The sequence below is a fragment of the Exiguobacterium sp. EF_C8 genome (assembly GCF_054956715.1).
In genome coordinates this window covers 2,383,527-2,403,458 of record NZ_CM143264.1, presented here as the reverse complement: position 1 = coordinate 2,403,458, position 19,932 = coordinate 2,383,527, and the positions used below count along the sequence as shown (strand labels likewise).

General features: G+C 45.7%; 17 protein-coding genes and 1 other annotated feature. Of the genes, 7 read left to right on the top strand and 10 right to left on the bottom strand.

Annotation, left to right across the window (positions count from 1 at the left end; translation table 11 throughout):
* Positions 1–173: 173 nt before the first annotated feature.
* Together ACY2IG_RS12770 and ccpA are read left to right on the top strand one after the other, a co-directional pair.
* Complete coding sequence (locus ACY2IG_RS12770; RefSeq protein WP_035406204.1) at positions 174–1,259, top strand: bifunctional 3-deoxy-7-phosphoheptulonate synthase/chorismate mutase; 1,086 nt, start codon at positions 174–176, stop codon at positions 1,257–1,259.
* A 158-nt stretch (positions 1,260–1,417) separates the two neighbouring features.
* Positions 1,418–2,428 carry a catabolite control protein A gene (gene ccpA, locus ACY2IG_RS12765; protein ID WP_035406207.1) on the top strand — a complete coding sequence of 337 codons (1,011 nt, stop codon included), beginning with the start codon at positions 1,418–1,420 and terminating at the stop codon, positions 2,426–2,428.
* A gap of 53 nt (positions 2,429–2,481) precedes the next feature.
* Here ccpA and ACY2IG_RS12760 read toward each other — a convergent pair whose 3' ends face one another.
* The 4 genes from ACY2IG_RS12760 to ACY2IG_RS12745 all read right to left on the bottom strand — a co-directional run bounded on the left by ACY2IG_RS12760 (position 2,482) and on the right by ACY2IG_RS12745 (position 5,801).
* Positions 2,482–3,225, bottom strand: coding sequence for a FixH family protein (locus tag ACY2IG_RS12760; protein ID WP_155960138.1), 744 nt, complete (start codon positions 3,223–3,225; stop codon positions 2,482–2,484).
* 102 nt (positions 3,226–3,327) lie between these two features.
* Complete coding sequence (locus ACY2IG_RS12755) at positions 3,328–4,521, bottom strand: acetoin utilization protein AcuC (protein ID WP_056062706.1); 1,194 nt, start codon at positions 4,519–4,521, stop codon at positions 3,328–3,330.
* Complete coding sequence (locus tag ACY2IG_RS12750; RefSeq protein WP_462617985.1) at positions 4,518–5,150, bottom strand: acetoin utilization AcuB family protein; 633 nt, start codon at positions 5,148–5,150, stop codon at positions 4,518–4,520. The genes ACY2IG_RS12755 and ACY2IG_RS12750 overlap by 4 nt, the downstream gene beginning before the upstream one ends.
* A gap of 18 nt (positions 5,151–5,168) precedes the next feature.
* The gene (locus ACY2IG_RS12745; protein ID WP_023469064.1) at positions 5,169–5,801 is read right to left on the bottom strand and encodes a GNAT family N-acetyltransferase; all 633 of its coding nucleotides are present in this window, start codon (positions 5,799–5,801) and stop codon (positions 5,169–5,171) included.
* 146 nt (positions 5,802–5,947) lie between these two features.
* On the opposite strand from ACY2IG_RS12745, the gene acsA reads away from it, so the two are divergent.
* Complete coding sequence (gene acsA, locus ACY2IG_RS12740; RefSeq protein WP_056062704.1) at positions 5,948–7,651, top strand: acetate--CoA ligase; 1,704 nt, start codon at positions 5,948–5,950, stop codon at positions 7,649–7,651.
* Positions 7,652–7,698: 47 nt separating this feature from the next.
* On the opposite strand, the gene ACY2IG_RS12735 is transcribed toward acsA, so the two are convergent.
* Positions 7,699–10,269 carry a transglycosylase domain-containing protein gene (locus ACY2IG_RS12735; RefSeq protein ID WP_462617984.1) on the bottom strand — a complete coding sequence of 857 codons (2,571 nt, stop codon included), beginning with the start codon at positions 10,267–10,269 and terminating at the stop codon, positions 7,699–7,701.
* A gap of 148 nt (positions 10,270–10,417) precedes the next feature.
* Positions 10,418–10,625: a binding site (T-box leader), on the top strand.
* 55 nt (positions 10,626–10,680) lie between these two features.
* Here ACY2IG_RS12735 and tyrS point away from each other — a divergent pair.
* Positions 10,681–11,928, top strand: a complete 1,248-nt coding sequence (gene tyrS / locus ACY2IG_RS12730; RefSeq protein ID WP_035406219.1) for a tyrosine--tRNA ligase — start codon at positions 10,681–10,683, stop codon at positions 11,926–11,928.
* Positions 11,929–11,972: 44 nt separating this feature from the next.
* Here the strand turns inward: tyrS and ACY2IG_RS12725 are convergent, their stop codons facing one another.
* The 3 genes from ACY2IG_RS12725 to ACY2IG_RS12715 form a co-directional block, all read right to left on the bottom strand.
* Entirely contained in the window at positions 11,973–12,500 is a 528-nt protein-coding gene (locus tag ACY2IG_RS12725; RefSeq protein ID WP_290752056.1) for a biotin transporter BioY, read from the bottom strand.
* Positions 12,501–12,653: 153 nt separating this feature from the next.
* Complete coding sequence (gene rpsD / locus ACY2IG_RS12720) at positions 12,654–13,253, bottom strand: 30S ribosomal protein S4 (protein WP_035406229.1); 600 nt, start codon at positions 13,251–13,253, stop codon at positions 12,654–12,656.
* A 233-nt stretch (positions 13,254–13,486) separates the two neighbouring features.
* Complete coding sequence (locus ACY2IG_RS12715; RefSeq protein ID WP_023469058.1) at positions 13,487–13,972, bottom strand: GAF domain-containing protein; 486 nt, start codon at positions 13,970–13,972, stop codon at positions 13,487–13,489.
* 222 nt (positions 13,973–14,194) lie between these two features.
* Between ACY2IG_RS12715 and ezrA the strand changes: the two genes are divergently transcribed.
* Positions 14,195–15,901, top strand: a complete 1,707-nt coding sequence (gene ezrA, locus ACY2IG_RS12710) for a septation ring formation regulator EzrA (RefSeq protein ID WP_290752050.1) — start codon at positions 14,195–14,197, stop codon at positions 15,899–15,901.
* 67 nt (positions 15,902–15,968) lie between these two features.
* Positions 15,969–17,528, top strand: a complete 1,560-nt coding sequence (locus ACY2IG_RS12705; RefSeq protein ID WP_329468862.1) for an amidohydrolase — start codon at positions 15,969–15,971, stop codon at positions 17,526–17,528.
* Here the strand turns inward: ACY2IG_RS12705 and ACY2IG_RS12700 are convergent.
* Both ACY2IG_RS12700 and ACY2IG_RS12695 read right to left on the bottom strand, forming a co-directional pair.
* Positions 17,520–18,290, bottom strand: a complete 771-nt coding sequence (locus ACY2IG_RS12700) for a MerR family transcriptional regulator (protein ID WP_462617983.1) — start codon at positions 18,288–18,290, stop codon at positions 17,520–17,522. The genes ACY2IG_RS12705 and ACY2IG_RS12700 overlap by 9 nt on opposite strands.
* Positions 18,291–18,380: 90 nt before the next feature.
* On the bottom strand, positions 18,381–19,196 hold the full coding sequence (locus ACY2IG_RS12695; protein ID WP_023469054.1) for an NAD kinase: 816 nt from the start codon (positions 19,194–19,196) through the stop codon (positions 18,381–18,383).
* Positions 19,197–19,361: 165 nt separating this feature from the next.
* Here ACY2IG_RS12695 and tpx point away from each other — a divergent pair, with 165 nt between their 5' ends.
* On the top strand, positions 19,362–19,859 hold the full coding sequence (gene tpx / locus ACY2IG_RS12690; protein ID WP_155960139.1) for a thiol peroxidase: 498 nt from the start codon (positions 19,362–19,364) through the stop codon (positions 19,857–19,859).
* The last annotated feature ends 73 nt before the right edge of the window (positions 19,860–19,932 follow it).

The following is a 19,932-nucleotide window of genomic DNA, read 5'->3' as shown; positions in this document are numbered from 1 at the left end:
AGGGCTCTTTTTCTATGTTTTTTATAGAGAAAACGCAGAAAAAATTATATGAAAAAACGTAATTTATTTTCATATTTTAAGAAATCATGCAGCTTCTTTATGTACAACATGGAAAGAGTTCGTTATAATTAGTTGCTATTACGAGCTATATGCTGATTAGGGAGTGGTAGGACATGGATCAACACGCAGAATTAAAAAGATTACGGGATGAACTCGATTTAGTGAATGCAGAATTATTGGAATTGATGAACCGACGTGGTCAAATTGCTGTCGAAATCGGAAAAGTCAAACGAGCACAAGGGCTTGACCGTTACGACCCTGTTCGGGAACGTCAAATGCTCGAATCAATTGCTGCTAATAACCATGGACCTTTTGAAACAGGACGCCTTCAGCATGTATTTAAAGAAATTTTCAAAGCTTCTCTTGAATTACAAGGAGAAGATCGGACTCGGAAATTACTCGTATCACGGAAACAAAAACCGACGAACACGATCATCCGAATCGGAGATGCTGTCATCGGAGATGGTTCTCAACAATTGATTGCTGGACCATGTGCGGTCGAGAGCGAGGAACAAGTATTCGAAGTCGCGGAACAACTCGCGAAACACGGCGTGAAGTTCATGCGAGGTGGAGCGTACAAACCACGCACATCACCTTACGACTTCCAAGGTCTTGGACTCGAGGGTCTAAAAATGTTGAAAAAAGCAGCGGACGCGCACGGTTTGCATGTCATCACTGAAATCATGACGCCGAGTGCGGTTGAATCTGCTTTACCATATGTCGACATTATCCAGGTTGGCGCACGCAACATGCAAAACTTCGATTTACTAAAAGAAGTCGGTCGTACAAATAAGCCGGTTCTTTTAAAACGAGGACTTGCTGCAACACTCGAGGAGTTCATGTACGCGGCTGAGTACATCATGGCAAGTGGTAACGATCAAGTCATTTTGTGTGAGCGCGGCATTCGGACATATGAACGTGCAACACGGAACACGCTTGATATCTCAGCAGTTCCAATTCTGAAGCAAGAGACACATCTTCCTGTCATGGTCGATGTGACGCATTCGACAGGACGGAAGGATCTACTGTTGCCAACAGCGAAAGCGGCTTACGCGATCGGTGCTGATGCTGTCATGGTTGAAGTCCATCCGTTTCCGGCACTCGCACTATCTGATGCGAACCAACAACTTGATTTCCAAGAATTCGATACGTTCGTCGAAAACTTGACGACTACCTTTCCGGCACTAAACGTTCAATGATTTTCGAAAAAGGGTGACCTAAAGCGAATGAAAACGTTTTACAATGAAGGAAGAATGGGAAAAGAAAACTATCTTTTCCTGTCTTCCTTTCGTGTTGCCTAAAAATGAAAACGAAATGAAAACACTTGAGATGGATCATACTAAAGGAGGAATTTGTTTTGAATAGTAATATTACGATTTATGACGTCGCACGAGAGGCGGCTGTCTCGATGGCGACCGTATCGCGTGTCGTCAACGGGAATCCGAACGTTAAACCATCCACACGAAAGAAGGTCCAAGATGCAATCGAACAATTGGGTTACCGCCCAAACGCTGTTGCTCGTGGACTTGCAAGTAAAAAAACGACGACTGTCGGTGTCATCGTACCCGATATCTCGAACATCTTTTTTGCGGATTTAGCACGGGGGATCGAAGATGTTGCGACGATGTATAAATATAACATCATTCTGTGTAACTCCGACCAAAATCGGGAAAAAGAAATCCATTTGCTCAATACATTACTTGGAAAACAGGTTGATGGGATCATCTTCATGGGTGGGCGTCTACATGAGGATCTCGTTCGTGAATTCAAGACATCACCTGTGCCCATCGTTCTCGCTGCGACACTAAATCAAGATTATGACCTTCCTGCCGTCAACATCGATTACGAAAGTGCTGCACATGACGCCGTCAAATCATTGATTGACCGTGGACATGAACGGATCGGGTTCATCACTGGTCCACTTGAACAGCAAATCAATGGTGAAAAGAAATTTGCTGGTTATCGTCGGGCGCTCGAAGAGGCAAATCTTCCGTTCAGCGAACAAAACGTCGTCCTTGGAAACTATACGTATGATTCAGGAATGAAGGCGATGAACCAGTTGCTTGAACTTGGAGAAGATTGCCCACGTGCGATTTTTGCTGGAACAGATGAGATGGCTCTTGGTGTCATCCATGCCTTACAAGATGCCGGACACCGTGTTCCAGAAGACTTCGAAGTCATCGGACACGATAATACACGTCTTGCGACGATGATTCGTCCGAAACTGACGACTGTCGTTCAGCCGATGTATGATATTGGAGCAGTCTCGATGCGTCTTTTGACGAAGATTTTGAACAAAGAAGAAATCGAAACGAACGATGTCACGTTACCACACCGAATCGAACAAAGGGATTCGACACGCCCTTAATCGAAAAAGCGTCTCTTCTCTCAAGCAAGCTGCTTGAAAAAAGAGACGCTTTTTCATTTTGTGACGGTGATGAGTTCATCTTGGTGATGGTGGAGTTGATCATTTTCGACGTGCAGACGCACCGTCGTCTGACCGGGGGCGTTCAATGTGACTTTTCCGCTGTATGCATCACCTTTTTTAGTTAATGGAACATAATTATGTTTTTCAATACCGGTTTCAATGACTTCGACTTGAACGTTCGCCTTTAATGGTTTTCCATCGAGAAAAACGTGAAAGGAGACAGGGAGGTCAGCACCAGCCTTTACTTTCGTCGCACCCATATAATGGACAGACAGACCATCGACGGCTTCGTGTTCATGCGATGCTTCCTCTTTTTCATGTGAATGATCCATGACGACAAAAGAGATCTTATCCATGTGATGGAGTCCTTTTTTATCATTAATATGATAGAGACCTTCGTATTCACCTTCAGCAAGTTTGGCTTCTGCTTGATAGAAACCTGTCTTTTTCAAGGTTGCTTTGAATTTTTGATGTGCCCCATCTTGTTTTCCAGCTTTCCAAACTTCAAACGTCACGTCCTCAAGGTTGACGGGCTTTTTCTTTTCGACCGCGGATGCTTTAAAGACGACGGCATCTTCATCCATTGTCTTTGCTGGGATATCGACAGTGACGTCGACGGTCGGTTTTCCGGCCCCTTGCATGTTATCGTGATCCATTGCCTGCTTTTCATTCCCACACCCTGCAAGTACGATCCCTGTCGACAGAATGAGACCGGAGTAAAGCCATGCCTTTTTCATGATGATTCCCCCAACTATTCGTTTACTAAGTAAAAATTCCATATTTAGTATAGCAACAAGATGTGAACTCCGAACGAAATAAATGTGAAGATAAAAAGTCAATTAATCAGCGGAATAGGGGGAAATCGCTGTCAGTTGTTTTTTACGTTCATCGTTTACGAATGGCCAAATCAATCGTTTGACGGTCTCCCAATTTTTTTCTTCAATTTCAGGACGTCTTGGAATTGCGGGATAAAGTGGTGACGGATCATGCCAGTGCGTGGGTGGCGCTATTTCCTGTCCGCCCCATCGTTCTTGCCATGCAATTGGAATTTCCCCGTGAAAAGGATCTTGTCCTGTCATGGCAGCAAAAACCTGACTCCACGCGCGAGGAACGACACGATACCAATCATAACCACCGCCGCCTAAAGCAACGATTTTTCCATCTGTATACTTTTCTGCCGCAGCCACAGCGATTTGAGGAATCTTTTCATAACTTTTCATCGTTAAGGACAGATGCGTCAATGGGTCAAGCACGTGCGCATCAGCGCCATTTTGTGTGATGATGAGATCCGGTTGAAACAACTCGCATGCTTCAAAGAGTGCCGTCTCATAAGCAAGTAAAAACGAATCGTCTTCCGTAAAAGCATCCAGTGGTACATTCCAGCTAAAACCGTATCCTTCTTCAGATCCTCTCTCCGTTACCATCCCCGTTCCTGGAAATAAGTAGCGACCCGTTTCATGGAGAGATAGTGTCATGACATCATTTCGATTATAAAAGGCCCATTGCACACCATCCCCGTGGTGAGCATCCGTATCGACATAAAGGATTTTACAGTGATATTTTTCAATCATCGCCGCCATGGCGACAGCCGTATCGTTATAGACACAAAACCCTGAAGCACGTCCGCGGAACCCGTGATGTAATCCACCGCCGATATGAAAGGTGCGTTTATACTGACCAGATAAGACGAGGTCACATGCTTCAATCGTTCCGCCGACAAGGAGGGAAGCACCCGAATGCATGTCTTGAAACAAGGGAGTATCTTCCGTACCAAGACCGTACATCTGTGCCTTGAGTGGTGATAATACTCCGGTTCCGGCTGCTTTGACAGCAGCAATATAATCCTGATCATGAACGAGTGCCAATTCTTCATCGGTCGCATGACGTGGGGCGATACAAGGGATGTCATCTAATTGATGCATCGATTCAAGCAAGGAAACGGTTAATTCGAGACGGATTGGGTTAAATGGGTGGGTCTCGGAAAATCGATAGGTTGCTTCTTCAGGACTATACAGATAAGCAAAATCCTTCATCTGCTCACATCCGGTCCAAGTACATCGAATCCTTCTTTGCGTAACTTCTCGATGATCCGAATTGGATTCATCGTCTGAACACGAAACGCAACAATCCGGACATACGGATCGTCTGTTGGATACACGAGTACATTTAAAATATTAATATTCGTTTTAGCAAGCAGTGCGGAAATCTTCGCTAATGTACCTGCTGTATTCTCGACACGGATCTCGATTTGGGAACTTGGTTCGAGTGCACCCGTCAACTGAACGAATGTTCGTAACAGATCCGTTTCCGTGACGATACCGACAAGACGTCGACCGCGGACGATTGGCAAGCAGGATAAGTGATATTCATAAAACAGCACAGCCGCATCTTCTAGAAAATCAAGCGGATGGGCCGTGACAGGGCTTTCGATCATAATGCTTGAAACGGGATACTGTAGGTCTTGTTTTGCTGTGCCCGGATGAAAGATGCTACTCGCGCTTTGAATTTCCTTTAGTCCGACAAGACCGACGAGTTCATGACGGGCATTAACGACGAGAATATGACGAATCTGATGACGTTGCATGAGTTCAACCGCATGCGCGATGGAATTCGTCGGTTGCATCGTGATGCACGTAGTATTCATGATTTGTTCGATTAACATGACGATTCCTCCTCGAGCTCAGTCATACATGAAGCGTCTTCTCAAGCGTAGCGCATCAAAATGAGCGACTACTTCAGGTGAGACGTGTTTTCCGATACGTGCCATCAGGCAGTTAGCAGGGTGGGAGGCGATTTCCGGATCATCGGTCGGGAAAAAGACAAGACCACCATGATTCATCATCTTCTCCATGATCTTCCGGTAATCCCACACTGATAGTCCACTCCCTTTTAAGTCCCAATGCCAATAATATTCAGTCGTTAGAATTAAATAATGTTCCATGGCAGGATCTAGCATGGAGATTTCAAGCAATTTTTTACCAATCTGTTGTCCGCGGAACCGAGAGGAGACTTCAATCGCCCCGAGTTCCAAGATGTACGGATTGTTTCCCTCACTCCATGTTTCATAGGGATCAGGATATAAGTAAGTCACATAACCGATGATTTCCGTTCCTTGACGAGCGACGATGATCCGTCCTTCTTCAAGGTCCGCAATCTCAACGAGCGCTTGATGTTGTTCAGCGGGTGGACGAAAAGCCGTTAACCCTGAATCGAGTGTATACGTTGCTAGTGTTTGACTCGGTACGGGACCTTCGATGTCAACAGGACCGAGTGATGTTTCATGCGTCCGATGATTGAATTGTTTTTCAAACATGTAAGCGTCACCACCTTCCTATTCATTATAGACGAAAGCGCTTGAGTAAAGAGAGGGATTTTTTAACAAATTGACGGCAAATGGATTGAACTGACGGATAACTAGCTTATAATAAAGAGGAAAACATAGAAGGGGAGGAACGAGACATGAAAGTTTTGAAAGCGCTTCCGGGGAAGCATTGGTTAGCAGAGTATGATGAAACGAACACGTACGATTGGAAAGATGCTGAGCAGTACTTTTCATGGGCGACAACGGGGAAAGTCAACATGGCCTATGAAGCAATCGACCGCCACGCAGAAGGCGAGCGGGCGAACAAGGATGCGCTGATCTATTTCGATGGAATGACGGAACAACGATTCACCTATGCAGACATGAAACGATTGACGAATAAAGCGGCAAACGTATTAGTCGATGCAGGAGTCAAAACGGGTGACCGGATTTTCATCTTCATGCCACGCTCACCAGAACTGTACTTTGCCCTACTTGGTGCACTGAAAGTAGGGGCGATCGTCGGTCCGTTGTTTGAAGCATTCATGGAACAAGCTGTTCGTGATCGTTTAGTTGATTCTGAAGCGAAACTACTCGTGACAACGAAAGCGTTGCTCCCGCGTGTTCCAGTTGGGGAACTGGAATCACTTGAAAAAGTAGTACTCGTTGATGAAGGCGTTGAAGAATCAGAAACATTACTTGATTTCCGAAAAGCGTTCAAGCAAGCATCCGATGTATTCGAACCGGTCTGGTTGGATCGTGAAGACGGATTGATCTTGCACTATACTTCAGGATCGACAGGGAAGCCAAAAGGTGTCCTTCATGTTCAAAATGCGATGATTCAGCATTTAATGACAGGACGTTGGGTACTCGATCTACAAGAAGACGATGTCTACTGGTGCACGGCTGATCCAGGGTGGGTCACAGGAACAAGTTACGGTATCTTCGCACCGTTCTTAAATGGGGCAACGAACGTCGTTGTCGGTGGACGTTTCAATCCAGATTTCTGGTATAGTGTTATCGAGAAGTATAACGTAACGGTCTGGTATAGCGCGCCAACTGCTTTCCGGATGTTAATGGGAGCGGGGGCGGACGTCGCGAATCACCATGATCTTTCAAGTCTTCGTCATGTGTTGTCTGTCGGAGAACCATTGAATCCAGAAGTTATTCGTTGGGGAAAAGAAGCATTTGACCAACGCATTCATGATACATGGTGGATGACAGAAACGGGCGCGATGATGATTTGTAACTACAAGTCGATGGACATTAAACCGGGATCGATGGGGAAACCAATTCCAGGAACCCAAGCTGCGATCATTGATGATCAAGGAAACGAGTTACCACCGTTCCGGATGGGTAACCTTGCATTGAAAACACCGTGGCCATCGATGATGCGTCAAATTTGGAACAATCCACAAAAATATGAATCCTATTTCTTTAAAGGATGGTATGTGTCAGGCGATTCTGCCTATATGGACGATGAAGGCTATTTCTGGTTCCAGGGGCGTGTTGATGACGTCATCATGACGGCTGGAGAACGGGTCGGTCCGTTTGAAGTTGAAAGCCGTCTCGTTGAGCACCCAGCAGTCGCGGAAGCTGGAGTCATCGGGAAACCAGACCCGGTGCGAGGCGAAATCATTAAGGCATTCATTGCCTTACGTGATGGTTATGAGCCAACGGATGAATTAAAACAAGAAATCCAAGCATTCGTCAAGGAAGGTCTAGCTGCTCACGCGGCCCCAAGAGAAATTGATTTCCGAGATAAGTTGCCGAAGACACGAAGTGGTAAAATCATGCGCCGTGTCCTGAAAGCATGGGAGTTGAACTTGGAAACGGGCGATTTATCGACGATGGAGGATTGAATATGAAAAAAGGATGAATCACCGAAACAGGTGATTCATCCTTTTTGTTAGTTTTCAGAAGCAGCATCTTTTTTCTTTTCATCTTGTTTCTTTTGTTGCTCTTGCTGTTTCTTTTGTTGCTCTTGCTGTTTCTTCGCATCTGCCTCTTTTTTCTTAGCGTCCGCTTCAGCTTTCTTTTTTGCATCGGCTTCGGCTTTTGCGTCGGCTTTTGCTTTTGCATCAGCTTCAGCTTTTGCATCGGCAGCACGTTTTGCGTCATCTGCTGCTTTTTTCTTTGCCTCAGCATCTGCTTTTTCTTTAGCTTGATCTTGTTGTTTTTGTTGATCTTCTTTCTTCTGTGCGTCTGCCTCTTTTTTCTTTTCTTCTACTTCTTTCTGTTTCTTCGCTTCGGCTTTTTTCTTTGCTTCTTCGGCTTTTTTCTTCTTATCTTCTTCTTTGAAGCGACCACTGTTTTGGAAGTCATTTGCTGTTACAGAAGATGGTTGCGTGAAGCGGGCGCCAGATTTGAAGTAACTGCTGTTCGCACCATACGATGCATTCGCCATCTGTGACCAGAGCGTCTGCGTACGTTGGTAGTACGTTGACGGACCGATGAGTGAGTTGTTCTGGTCGTGTCCTGTCCAGACGGCAAGGGTTACACCAGGAGTAGAACCAACAAGATAAGAGTCTTTGACATCGTTGGTCGTACCCGTCTTACCGGCCCAATCTCCCGGTACGTTCAATCTAGCTTTAGCGAACGTCGCTGTACCTTTCGTGAAGACACCACGCATCATATCAAGTGTCAGGTAAGCTGTTCGTGGTTCATAGATCCGTTTTTTCTTCGGTTTTGCTTTATAGATATCTTTTCCGTCTTTCGTGATTTTCGAGATGATGTACGGTTGGACGAATTCACCATAGTTGGCAAGTGTCGCGTAAGCACCTGCGAGTTCGACAGGTGTGATTTCCATCGTTCCGAGTGCCGCAGAAGGGGCATAACGGATCGCATCAGGTACTTCAACTCCCATATCGACGAGTTTTTGAATCGAATTCGACATGTTCATCTTCTCGTAAATCTTAACGGCCGGTACGTTCAATGATAGTTCTAATGCCGTACGAACCGTTACATTACCACGGTAACGTCCACCTTCGTTCTTGATCGGACGGTCGCCAGGTTGACGTGGTACAGTCTGGTAGTAGTACTCTTCATCATTAACGGTAGACCCTGGTGTGATCAAGCGATTTTCAATCCCGTTCGAGTAAACGAGGATTGGTTTTGCCGTTGACCCGATTTGACGTTTGGCTTGGAATGCCCGGTTGAAATCGTCAGCTTTTCCATCCATATACCGTCCGCCGACGAATCCGAGGATACGTCCCGTTTCATTTTGAACCATGACTGCTGCTGTTTCTTCTGGATCCTGTTTCGAAACGCTTTTTTTCGTTTTTGGATCGACGACTTGTTTGTATTGCATGCTTCCTGGGAAGTTCGCACTGTTCTTCGCAGGTTGTTGCATCGCTTCATGAATTTTTTTATCAAGTGTCAAGTGAACTTTGTAGCCGCCTTGGCGCAGTGCAACAAGTGCTTGATCTTGATAGTTGGCACGCACTTCTGCCAGTTCAGACGGTTTCACTTCATCTTCTTTCACGCCATCTTGTTTCATCAGATACTTCGTCATGATTTTCGTTGCTTCACGTTCGGCTAAATCGTAGACATACGGATACGTATCACGAGAACGTTTTGATTGTTTCGCGAAATCTTTCGTAATATCATGCTTGATTGCTTTTTCGTACTGTTCCTTCGTGATGTTTTTCGCGACATACATCCGCTTCAATACTGTTTTCATCCGGTTGACGCTTGGCGTCAAGTCCTTTTTGACGACGCCACCTTGAAGGTAAGGGGTGTAGTAATAAGGGTTTTTAGGAATCCCAGCGAGAAAAGCTGCTTGTGGTAACGTCAGTTTTTTCGCGGATTTGTTGAAAACTCCTTGTGATGCAGCCTCGATCCCCGCGATATTACGACCGAGTGAATTGCGACCGAATGAGACGACATTCAAATACGCTTGTAAAATTTCATCTTTTGACATCGCGTTTTCAAGGCGCAATGCTAAAAGAATTTCTTTCGCTTTCCGTTCGAATGAGACTTCGTTCGTCAAGATTTGGTTTTTGATTAATTGTTGTGTTAGCGTACTTCCGCCTGTGCGCGACGCAGAATTCGTTAGTTCTTGTAGAACTGCTCGTAATGTCGCTTTTGGAACGACACCATCGTGTTGATAGAAGTCTACATCTTCCGTTGATAAAAGCGCATCGATCAAGTAAGGAGAAATCTTCTTGATATCGACAGGCTGACGTTCTTCATCTGTTGAGATGTTCGTCAGCTTTTCACCACTTCCCCAATAAATTTGGCTTGTGACGGCATAGCTGTTGACTTGTTGTTTCATCTCAGTCAATGGTGGTGCTTTTGTGTCCTTGACGAGCGAAGCGAAATAGCCGCCCGCTGCACCAACAGAAAAACTACCGACGAGTAAGACAGCTATGATGAGGAACAAAATGATGTTCCATGAAACATCATATGTGATATTTGACCAGTGCCGAACGGCTTTCGTCCGGGGATGATTCCAAAACTTGAACCAGTTCTCGCGCATAAATGATCTCCTTTGCATCTTAAACTTAGGTGTAAATTAATATTAAATCACAGATAGACGTATTATACCATAAATCTACTAATGAAATCGGACTTGACAGCGGATTCGCCTTCGACGTATCATGAAACCATCTTATTTTCGTATATTGCGCTAAACCATGATCGGAATATAGTAGTAAGTCACTCCCTGTGACAGAGACCTAGTGGTGCTGCGAACTAGGACACAGTGAACTTACGAATTACGCTTCCAGGAGTTTCTTGAGAAATCAAGCGGTCCGTCCCGTTATCGACGAACCAAGTGGTCCTTTTACACAAAAGGACAATTAGGGTGGTACCACGGAATATTCCGTCCCTTCGTTTTAGACGAAGGGACGGTTTTTTTTGTTAATAGTGAACTTTAGGAGGAGAAACAATGACGTTATTAGAGGATTTAGAATTTCGCGGGTTAATTAACCAAATGACAGATGAAGAAGGGCTGAAAACATTACTCGAGAATCCGACGACGCTTTACACAGGCTTCGATCCAACAGCAGATTCACTTCACATCGGACACTTGTTGCCGATTTTAGTCTTAAAAAGATTCCAACAAGCGGGTCACCATGTCGTAGGTCTCGTTGGAGGGGCAACTGGGATGATTGGGGATCCGAGTGGTCGTGCAACGGAACGGTCATTGAACACATCGGATATCGTCGAAGAGTTCGCGAATCGGATTAAAGATCAACTGTCACGTTTCTTACCACTTGAAGGTGAAAATCCGGTCACGATCGCCAATAACTTAGACTGGACGAAAGATTTGACAATCATCGATTTCTTACGTGATATCGGAAAACACTTCCCGGTCAGCTACATGCTTGCGAAGGACTCTGTTGATTCACGTCTTCAAAACGGTATCTCATTCACTGAGTTCTCATACATGTTACTTCAATCGTTTGACTTCTTGAAACTTTACGAAGACAAAGGATGCCGTCTTCAAGTAGGAGGTAGTGATCAGTGGGGGAACATCACAGCAGGAATGGAGCTGATTCGTCGTGCTGGTCATGAAGAAAAAGCATTCGGATTGACAGTACCGCTCGTTACGAAAGCGGATGGTCAGAAATTCGGTAAGACAGCTGGCGGTGCGGTCTGGTTAGATGCTGATAAAACGTCACCGTACGAGTTCTACCAGTTCTGGTTCAATGTAGACGATCTCGACGTCATCAAGTTCTTGAAATACTTCACGTTCTTGACGCACGAAGAACTCGATGCACTTGCAGAAGAAGTCAAGGCAGCACCAGAGAAGCGCGTCGCACAACGTCGTCTTGCAGAAGAAATGACGGTTCTCGTCCACGGTGAAGAAGGTCTGACACAAGCACAACGTATTACGACGGCACTCTTTAGCGGAGATATTAAATCGTTGCAAGTCGAAGATATCGAAGATGCCTTCAAAGGCATGCCACGCTTTACACTCGGCGAATCAAACAACCTCGTCGACGTGCTCGTTGAGGCGAAGATTAGTCCGTCAAAACGTCAGGCACGTGAAGACGTCACGAACGGTGCGATCTACCTCAACGGAGAACGCGAGCAAGACTTAACGAAAGAAATCACTGAATCAGATGCAATCGGTCGCTTTACGATCGTACGTCGCGGAAAGAAAAAATACTTCGTCGTCGAGCATGCTTGATGATAAACGAAACGCTCCCTGCACATAGATGCAGAGAGCGTTTTTTAAGCTGTCCGGAATAAGCGAAGTGGCAACAAGCGAACGGCGATCGTCGTGGCAATGACGGCTTTGATCGTATCCCATAAGACGAAAGGATAGTTGATCGCAAAAGCATCTTTGAACGACAGATCGAGTACAGCCATCAGACCGAATGTTCCGAGCAAGTAGACTAAACCAAGTCCGAAGACGATCATCCCGATGAAGAGGGGGACGAAACGACGTGTTTTTTCAGCGATGAGACCGATGAAGAATCCGGCAATCGGAAAGGCAATCAAATACCCGACAGTTGGTCCGACGAATGGAGCAAGTCCACCTTTTCCGCCGAGAACAGGGAGACCAGCAGCTGCGAGCAATAAGAAGATCAAGACAGCAAGTCCACCGCGTTTTCCACCGAGAATGGCACTGACCGTCATGATTGCGAGCATCTGAAGTGTGATCGGAACGGCGCCGACCAGTTGGATCTGCGGCAAAGAGCTAACGGCTGCGATGATGGCAGCACCAAGGGCGATGAACGTTAAATCTCTTGTTTTCATGAATAAAGTCCTCTTTTCTATTTGTGTTAACTATGTATGTTTATAGGTTAACACAAATAAATAATTGGCGTCACTCTTTTTTTAAGACCAGGTATACATTTTCATGATATGTACAAAAAAAGCACCCACCGAAGTGAGTGCTGGAACAATCGATTAACGTGAGTAGTACTCGACGACGAGTTGTTCTTGGATTTGATCGTTCAATTCAGAACGCTCAGGAAGACGGACGAACGTTCCTTCGAGCTTCTCAGCATCGAAAGTAACGAAGTCTTTAGTTGCTGGAGCAACTTCGAGTGCTTCTTTGATAACGACAAAGTTCTTCGATTTTTCGCGAACTGAGATCGTTTGACCTGGTTTCACGCGGAACGACGGGATGTCGACGCGAGCGCCATCAACTTGGATGTGACCGTGGTTGACGAGCTGACGAGCAGCACGACGTGTACGAGCCATACCCATACGGTAAACGACGTTATCAAGACGTGTTTCAAGTAAGAACATGAAGTTCTCACCGTGAATACCAGGCATTTTGCCAGCATCGTTGAACATACGGTTGAATTGGCGTTCGTTTACTCCGTACATGTGACGAAGCGTTTGCTTCGCTTGAAGTTGAAGACCGTACTCAGACATTTTACGACGGCTGTTACCGTGTTGTCCTGGAGCGTACGGACGTTTTGCGATTTCTTTTCCTGTTTCAGTAAGTGAGATACCGAGACGACGTGAAAGTTTCCAAGCTGGACCTGTATAGCGAGCCATAATAAGACTCCTCCTTAGTGTTCGTTATTATTTGCATAAAAATAATAACGCCATCAAACCCACGTTACGCCCATTTCATGATGTGGCACCCTCGCTTGATAGCAAAGTTACACGATGCCCCTCCGGTTATTCACCGAGTCATGAAATGTGATACGTAAGCGATTTGACCGCTATCGTTATCATTTCTGCACTTTTACAAGTATACGGTGTGGACAATCGACTGTCAATCAGAATTACAGATGACGAAGTAGTGTCGTACAGAATGCTTCTAAACCAGCTTGGTCGACTTCATCGAAACGGTTGAATTCTGGGCTGTCGATATCGAGGACGCCGATCGTTTGTCCGTCTTTGACGAGTGGAATGACGATTTCAGAATTCGATGCCGCGTCACATGCGATATGACCTGGGAATTGGTGAACGTCTTCGATCCGTTGTGTCGTTTGTTCTGCTGCGGACGTTCCGCAAACACCACGACCGAATGGAATACGGACGCATGCTGGAAGTCCTTGGAATGGTCCGAGGACGAGTTGGTTTTGCTCGGTATCCGTCAAATAGAAGCCGACCCAGTTGATACGGTCGAGGAATTGGTTGAGTAACGCGCTCGCATTCGATAAGTTCGCGACTTGATTGTCTTCTCCCATTAATAACGCATCGAGTTGTTTTGACAGCATGTCATATTGTTTCGTCCGGTCACCTTCATATGTCTTTGTTTCGAACATAATAAAATTCCTCCCGTGAAAAGCGTATTTTTTTTAGTTTAACGAGTTTTCGTGTAGCTGACAAACAATTGATTTTTGGACAAAGGATTCAAAACAGCGGAAGAAATCAGGAAAAGCCTCTGTAAATCTATGCAAAACGGTTGCGCTATACTATTATAAGGATAAGATTATTGCGATTTAGAGAAAATCTAAAGTCGTACGACAGAGTGGAGGTCGTGACAAATGTGGGCATGGGTGATCGGAGTCATCGTCATCGTATTACTCGTCATGCTATTCAGCATGATCAGTCGAAAAAAATACTACACGAAAATCGATGAACTTGATATGCGCAAACAAGGCATCGTCAGTGCATCGATTCCAAAGGAGTTGCAGGACTTAAAGCAACTACCGATGGCGGGTGAGACGGAGACGAAGTTCAGCTCCTGGCATCAAGCGTGGGAAGAGTTGTTAACGGTCCACGTCGCCCAAATCGATGAAACCCTTTACCGAGCGGAAGAAGCGCTCGATAAATACCGGTTCATCGCCGTCAAGAATGACCTTGAAGTAACGGAACAATTGATTGCGGAACTCGAAGGATTGATCGATGAGATGCTCGTCGAGATGTCGACGTTCAAAACGAATCAATCGGTTCTAGCAGAGTTGAAAGCGCAAGGGGAAGCTGATTCTGGGCAAGTTCGGAAATCGTTATTGATCCAAGCGAACTCATTCGGTCCGGCGCTCGCGCGTCTGGAAGAACGAAGTGAACAAATCAACGCGCACTGGAATGAGATGTGTCAATACGAAGCTTCGGGTGAAGTGACGAAGGCTTACGAAACAAGCTTGTTGCTTGAGCAAGAAGTAGCGACGACGCGTCAGCTTGTTGAACTCGTGCCGAAACAATGGAAGATTCTCGCACATGAATTGCGTCAACGGATTGATCAGCTCGGAGCGGGTTATAAGGAAATGTCGTTAGATGGGTATCCGCTTGAACCACTCGGTCTTCAATCCGAGATCAAACGGTTCGAGGAACAACGTCTGAGCCTTTCTGAAAAAATCGAGATGCTTGAAGTCGATGGTTTAGAAGAAGCGATTCAACAGTTATCAGCCGACGTTGATCAAATGTATGATACGTTCCGTCGTGAAGTTGATGCACGTCATCAAGTGAAAAAAGAAAATCAATCCTTGAAACAAAAAGCATTACGGATGCGCGAACGGATTCATCAATTGGCGCAAGAGTTCAGTATTTTACGTGAAAAGTATGAAATCTCAGCAGATCTTGGAATTCACTACGAAACGATCCAGCGTGACGAAGAGCTACTGTTTGAAGCAGCAAAAGATCTCGATGAGTCGATTGCTGGGAAAATCATTCCGTTCAGTATGCTCGAAGATCAAATGCGCGATGCGATTCGCTTAGAGGAACAGTTGATGATTCAGTACGAACGCTTTACGGTCGAACTTCAAGCGCTTCGAAAAGAAGAGACAGAAGTGCGCGAACGGATCGTCGAATGGCGTCATCAGCTCTCGCAAACACGTCTTCGTCTGAAACGACTTGGATTACCGAACTTACCAACGGAAGTTGAAGAAGCACTACGTAATGCGAACCGTTCGCTACAGACGCTTGAGACACGGCTCGAAGAGTTACCGTTTAATGTCCGATCGATCGTTGCACAAAGTCAAGACGTCCAAGAAACGTTTAAACATGTGCAAGAACGGTTAGATACATTAGTGTTCGAAGTCACGTATGCCGAACGGCTCGTCCAGTATGCGAACCGATACCGTCGCCACGACAATGAGATACATATGTCGCTGACGATCGCGGAAACGAAGTTCTTAGCGGGAGACTATGAACGTACGATCGTCTTAGCGGAACGTGTCCTAAATGAATACGATCCGGACGCGATCGAACGCATTAAACGATCGTGTGCACCAGAGGAAACGTTGCACGTTTAAATCAGGATCGACAATTCAGGGTGACCGTCATGGTCACCCTATTTTTGTAAAAAGAGGAGTGAGTAGAATGGGAACACTATACGTAAACGGATTGATTCGAACGATGGCACATGAAGAGGACGTCCATTCAGCGATGTTCGTCGAGAAGACGCGGATCATCGCAATGGGGGAGGAAGGAAAACTACGTCGACGTTTCGGTAGACGTATTGATCAGATTCAAGACTTGAACGGAAAAGCTGTTTATCCAGCCTTCACAGACGCACATATTCATCTGATTGGTTACGGGGAAGCGATCAACCGTGTCGATGCCTCGCGTTATACGACGCTTGAAGCATTAGGACAAGCTTTCCTCAAGGCAGAACCAATCAATGGGATTCACGTGGCGGAAGGATATGACGAAACGAAACTTGACCGTGCGCCGACAAAAGCATGGCTGAATCAGTTGTTCCCGGACGCTCCTGCCTTATTAAAACGGACAGACCGGCATACCGCACTTGTCAACGATGTTTTATTCCAACAGCTCGGCTATAAAGCATCGACTGTCATCGATGGTGGAAAGATCGGCTTATCGGATAACGGCGAAGCTGACGGATTTTTGTACGATGCGGCGCTTGAACCTTTGTATGCGTTACAAGCTGGAAACTTAGAGCGAAACAAATCGTCACTCCGATCAGCAATCAAGAGTTTGTATCAATACGGCATCATTGCGGCACACACAGAAGATTTATCGTATCACGGAGATGTCGCGGAAATCCTCCAAGCATATAAAGAAGTGACAGAAGAGACAGGCTTCCATACACATCTACTCGTTCATCATCTTGTCATCGATGAGTTCGTGCAACAGCAACCAATTTTGCCATCAACGATGTCAATTGGTGCGATGAAACTATTCGTCGACGGCGCACTCGGAGGACGGACAGCTCTTCTCGGTCGTGGTTATTCTGATGATCCGACGACACGTGGTATCGAAGTGCATACACCAGAACAACTCGAACAACTCGTCAAGCGTGCACGTAGTTACGGGTTTACAGTTGCGGCACATGTCATCGGTGATTTAGCGATTGAACGATTCGTACAGGTGCTCGAGAAATATCCAGCACCAAAAGGCAAGCGGGATCGGATCATTCATGCGACGGTCGTTCGACCAGAAACGCTTGCACGAATTCGGAAGTTACCGGTCTTGATTGACGTTCAACCGGTCTTTTTACTGGATGACGCAGACTTTATCGTCGATCGACTCGGATTGAACCGCTTAGACTGGAGTTATCGTTTACGTTCGTTAGCTGAGACCGGCGCATTATTATGCGGTGGGGCAGATGCGCCGATCTCTGACCCCGATGTCCGGCGTTCCCTGTATGCAGCGACGGAAGGAACAGCGGGACGTGTCAATAAGGCGAATGAGACGTTATCGATGTACGAAGCCTTGTTACTCTTTACGAAAAATCCACATCTCGCGACCGAGACACATGGACGCAAAGGATTACTCCTACCAGGATACGATGCCGATTTCGTCATCTTTGAAGAAGACTTCTATCGCTTGCGTGGTGAAGCCATCTTGAATAACCGTTTAGTGGAGACTGTCCAAGCTGGTAAAATCGTCTATCAGGCAGAAGCAACCTTAGTTTGATGTTGCTTCTGTATAGTGCGAAATAGCTTCTGAATAAAAAGAAGATAGTCCAGGTGCATACGCATCGTAATAAGCGCGAAACCGTTCGTCGGACACGTACATCTGACCGAGTGACTCAAAAATAGATAACTCACATGGGTAATAGTACGTATCGATGAAGTCATGTTGTTCCTTGACGACCTGTTGAACGTCCGGATCAGATGCCGCACGTCCGTCGCGGTAAAGGATCGTCAAGCGTTGATCGAGTTGTTTGTGCATGGCGCTAAGTCTTTCTTTCTCATTTGGGGTACGTTGTTTTTGTCTTTTTGCACTGATTCGATATGCGTCGGTGTCACCGTAGTGTTGTTGGACTTCATCTGCATGTTGTTTTTCGTGCATGACGATCTCTTCGTGACGTAAACCGCGGAATAATTGTTCATCTTTCATGGGGAGTTCTCCTATTAAAGTGAGTAATGTTTGTTCAGCGAGTTGAGCGAGCATCTGATAATGCGAAGCTTTTTCTTGAAGTAGTACAATTTGTTTTTTCAATATCGTGTGATGACTGGAGTCAGATTGTGTAAGTAATCTTTGGATTTCTGACAGCGGAAAATCAAGAGAGCGATAGAGAAGGATTTGTTGTAAACGTAAAAGATCCTCACTGCTATAATATCGGTGACCGGCATCGTTGCGCTTTGGCACAAGGAGACCGAACGTCTCATAATGATAAAGCGTTCGTTTTGTGACGCCGGTAAGTTTGGCGATTTCCTGAGTGGAATACATCATCTGTGTACCTCCTTTGATTGGAGTATAAGGGGTGACGTAACGGAAGACGCAATAAAAAAATCTGCCCTGAGGAGGCAGATTTTTTTATTGTCATAAGAATGAGCGTTGAATCTTATGCCAAAATGTATTGTTCGTCAATTTGACGGTTTTAAGTTCTTTTTCAGAGAGCTGGATATCGACTGAATCCGTTCGTGTCAGGCTGAGTGCTTCGTTATCCATCCCGATGATCGGATAATCGTTTCCGTCCTCAATGATGCGTAACGAGAGTTTCCGTCCGCGGTTCAATAGGAAAGCAGAACCGAGTGTCCGGTACCGGTTATTGTTAACGGAAGCGATCTCGCTGACTTGAAGACAGTGGATCAATGGATCGACGATCGCACCAGAAAGTGACTTGTTATAAGCCGTAGATCCCGTCGGTGTTGAGATGACCATTCCATCCCCGCGGAATGTCTCAAACAGGAAGTCATCGATATAGACTTCGATTGCGAGTGATTTGATGATGCTCGACTTTACGGAACATTCGTTCAGACAGAGCATTGGTGGTCCACCGTTGATGGATGCTTCAAGTAGTGGATAACGACGTACTTCGATTTCGCCATCCGAGACACGATTGCCCGTCTCTTTAAAGATTGCTTCGACCGCAGAAAGATCATTGATATCAAAGTCACAGTAGAACGAGTTTGGTCCTTCAGCGAATCCGACATAGATCGCATCATCACGGAAACCTGTGAAGCGTGCCGCTTGCAAGAAAGCCCCATCTCCACCAATCGAGACGATGATGTTTGCTTGTCGATGATCTTGGACGACATTCAGTCCGTATCGTGTACCGACATCAATCAACTTTCGCACCTGCGTCTCGTGTCTTTGTGTATTTCGGTAGTACAGGTAGACATTATTTCGAGCCATGGTCAATTCCCCCTTGAAAGCGTTTCATGAACTCTTTTATTATACCTGTTTTTTAGAAAGACGGGTACTGAAGTCCATCAATTATGGCAGAATACTTGCCATCTTCGCAGATCATTCCTATAGTTAAATAGAAAATACAGTATATCCAATCAGGGGAAAAGGGGAATTCATATGGCAACGTTTAAAGGAAATCCAATCACACTTCAAGGTACAGCGGTTCAAGTCGGACAAACAGCACCGGACTTTCAAGTGTTAGCTAACGACTTATCGCCCGTAACACGTGATACATACCAAGGTGTTCGAATCATCAGTGTCGTCCCATCAATCGATACAGGGGTATGCGATGCGCAGACTCGTAAATTTAACGAAGAAGCAGCTAAAATCGAAGGTGTGACGGTCATGACGATCTCAAACGACCTTCCGTTCGCGCAACGTCGTTGGTGTGCGTCAAGTGGTCTTGATCAAGTCGTGACATTGTCTGATCACCGTGATCTTTCATTCGGTACACAGTACGGCGTGGCAATCGAAGAATTACGTCTGCTTGCTCGCTCTGTCTTCGTCTTAGATTCGAACAACGAAATCACGTATGTCGAATACCTCGAAGAATCAACGGATGAGGTAAATTTCGAAGCTGCACTCGCTGCAGCACGTGAAGCGAAGTAAGAATGGTTTACAAACGACGCTGAAGCGTTACAATGGAACTAATGATAGAAACGGCTCCCGCTCTACGGGGGGC

Bases quoted from the DNA above. Each gene is read 5' to 3' on its own strand.
- ACY2IG_RS12715 (WP_023469058.1), bottom strand. From the start codon at position 13,972: ATGTTCGAAACAAAGACATATGAAGGTGACCGGACGAAACAATATGAC.
- rpsD (WP_035406229.1), bottom strand. From the start codon at position 13,253: ATGGCTCGCTATACAGGTCCAGCTTGGAAACTTTCACGTCGTCTCGGT.
- ACY2IG_RS12705 (WP_329468862.1), top strand. From the start codon at position 15,969: ATGGGAACACTATACGTAAACGGATTGATTCGAACGATGGCACATGAA.
- ACY2IG_RS12695 (WP_023469054.1), bottom strand. From the start codon at position 19,196: ATGGCTCGAAATAATGTCTACCTGTACTACCGAAATACACAAAGACAC.
- ACY2IG_RS12700 (WP_462617983.1), bottom strand. From the start codon at position 18,290: ATGATGTATTCCACTCAGGAAATCGCCAAACTTACCGGCGTCACAAAA.
- ezrA (WP_290752050.1), top strand. From the start codon at position 14,195: ATGTGGGCATGGGTGATCGGAGTCATCGTCATCGTATTACTCGTCATG.
- ACY2IG_RS12725 (WP_290752056.1), bottom strand. From the start codon at position 12,500: ATGAAAACAAGAGATTTAACGTTCATCGCCCTTGGTGCTGCCATCATC.
- ACY2IG_RS12770 (WP_035406204.1), top strand. From the start codon at position 174: ATGGATCAACACGCAGAATTAAAAAGATTACGGGATGAACTCGATTTA.
- ACY2IG_RS12735 (WP_462617984.1), bottom strand. From the start codon at position 10,269: ATGCGCGAGAACTGGTTCAAGTTTTGGAATCATCCCCGGACGAAAGCC.
- acsA (WP_056062704.1), top strand. From the start codon at position 5,948: ATGAAAGTTTTGAAAGCGCTTCCGGGGAAGCATTGGTTAGCAGAGTAT.
- ACY2IG_RS12750 (WP_462617985.1), bottom strand. From the start codon at position 5,150: ATGTTAATCGAACAAATCATGAATACTACGTGCATCACGATGCAACCG.
- tyrS (WP_035406219.1), top strand. From the start codon at position 10,681: ATGACGTTATTAGAGGATTTAGAATTTCGCGGGTTAATTAACCAAATG.
- ACY2IG_RS12745 (WP_023469064.1), bottom strand. From the start codon at position 5,801: ATGTTTGAAAAACAATTCAATCATCGGACGCATGAAACATCACTCGGT.
- ACY2IG_RS12755 (WP_056062706.1), bottom strand. From the start codon at position 4,521: ATGAAGGATTTTGCTTATCTGTATAGTCCTGAAGAAGCAACCTATCGA.
- ACY2IG_RS12760 (WP_155960138.1), bottom strand. From the start codon at position 3,225: ATGAAAAAGGCATGGCTTTACTCCGGTCTCATTCTGTCGACAGGGATC.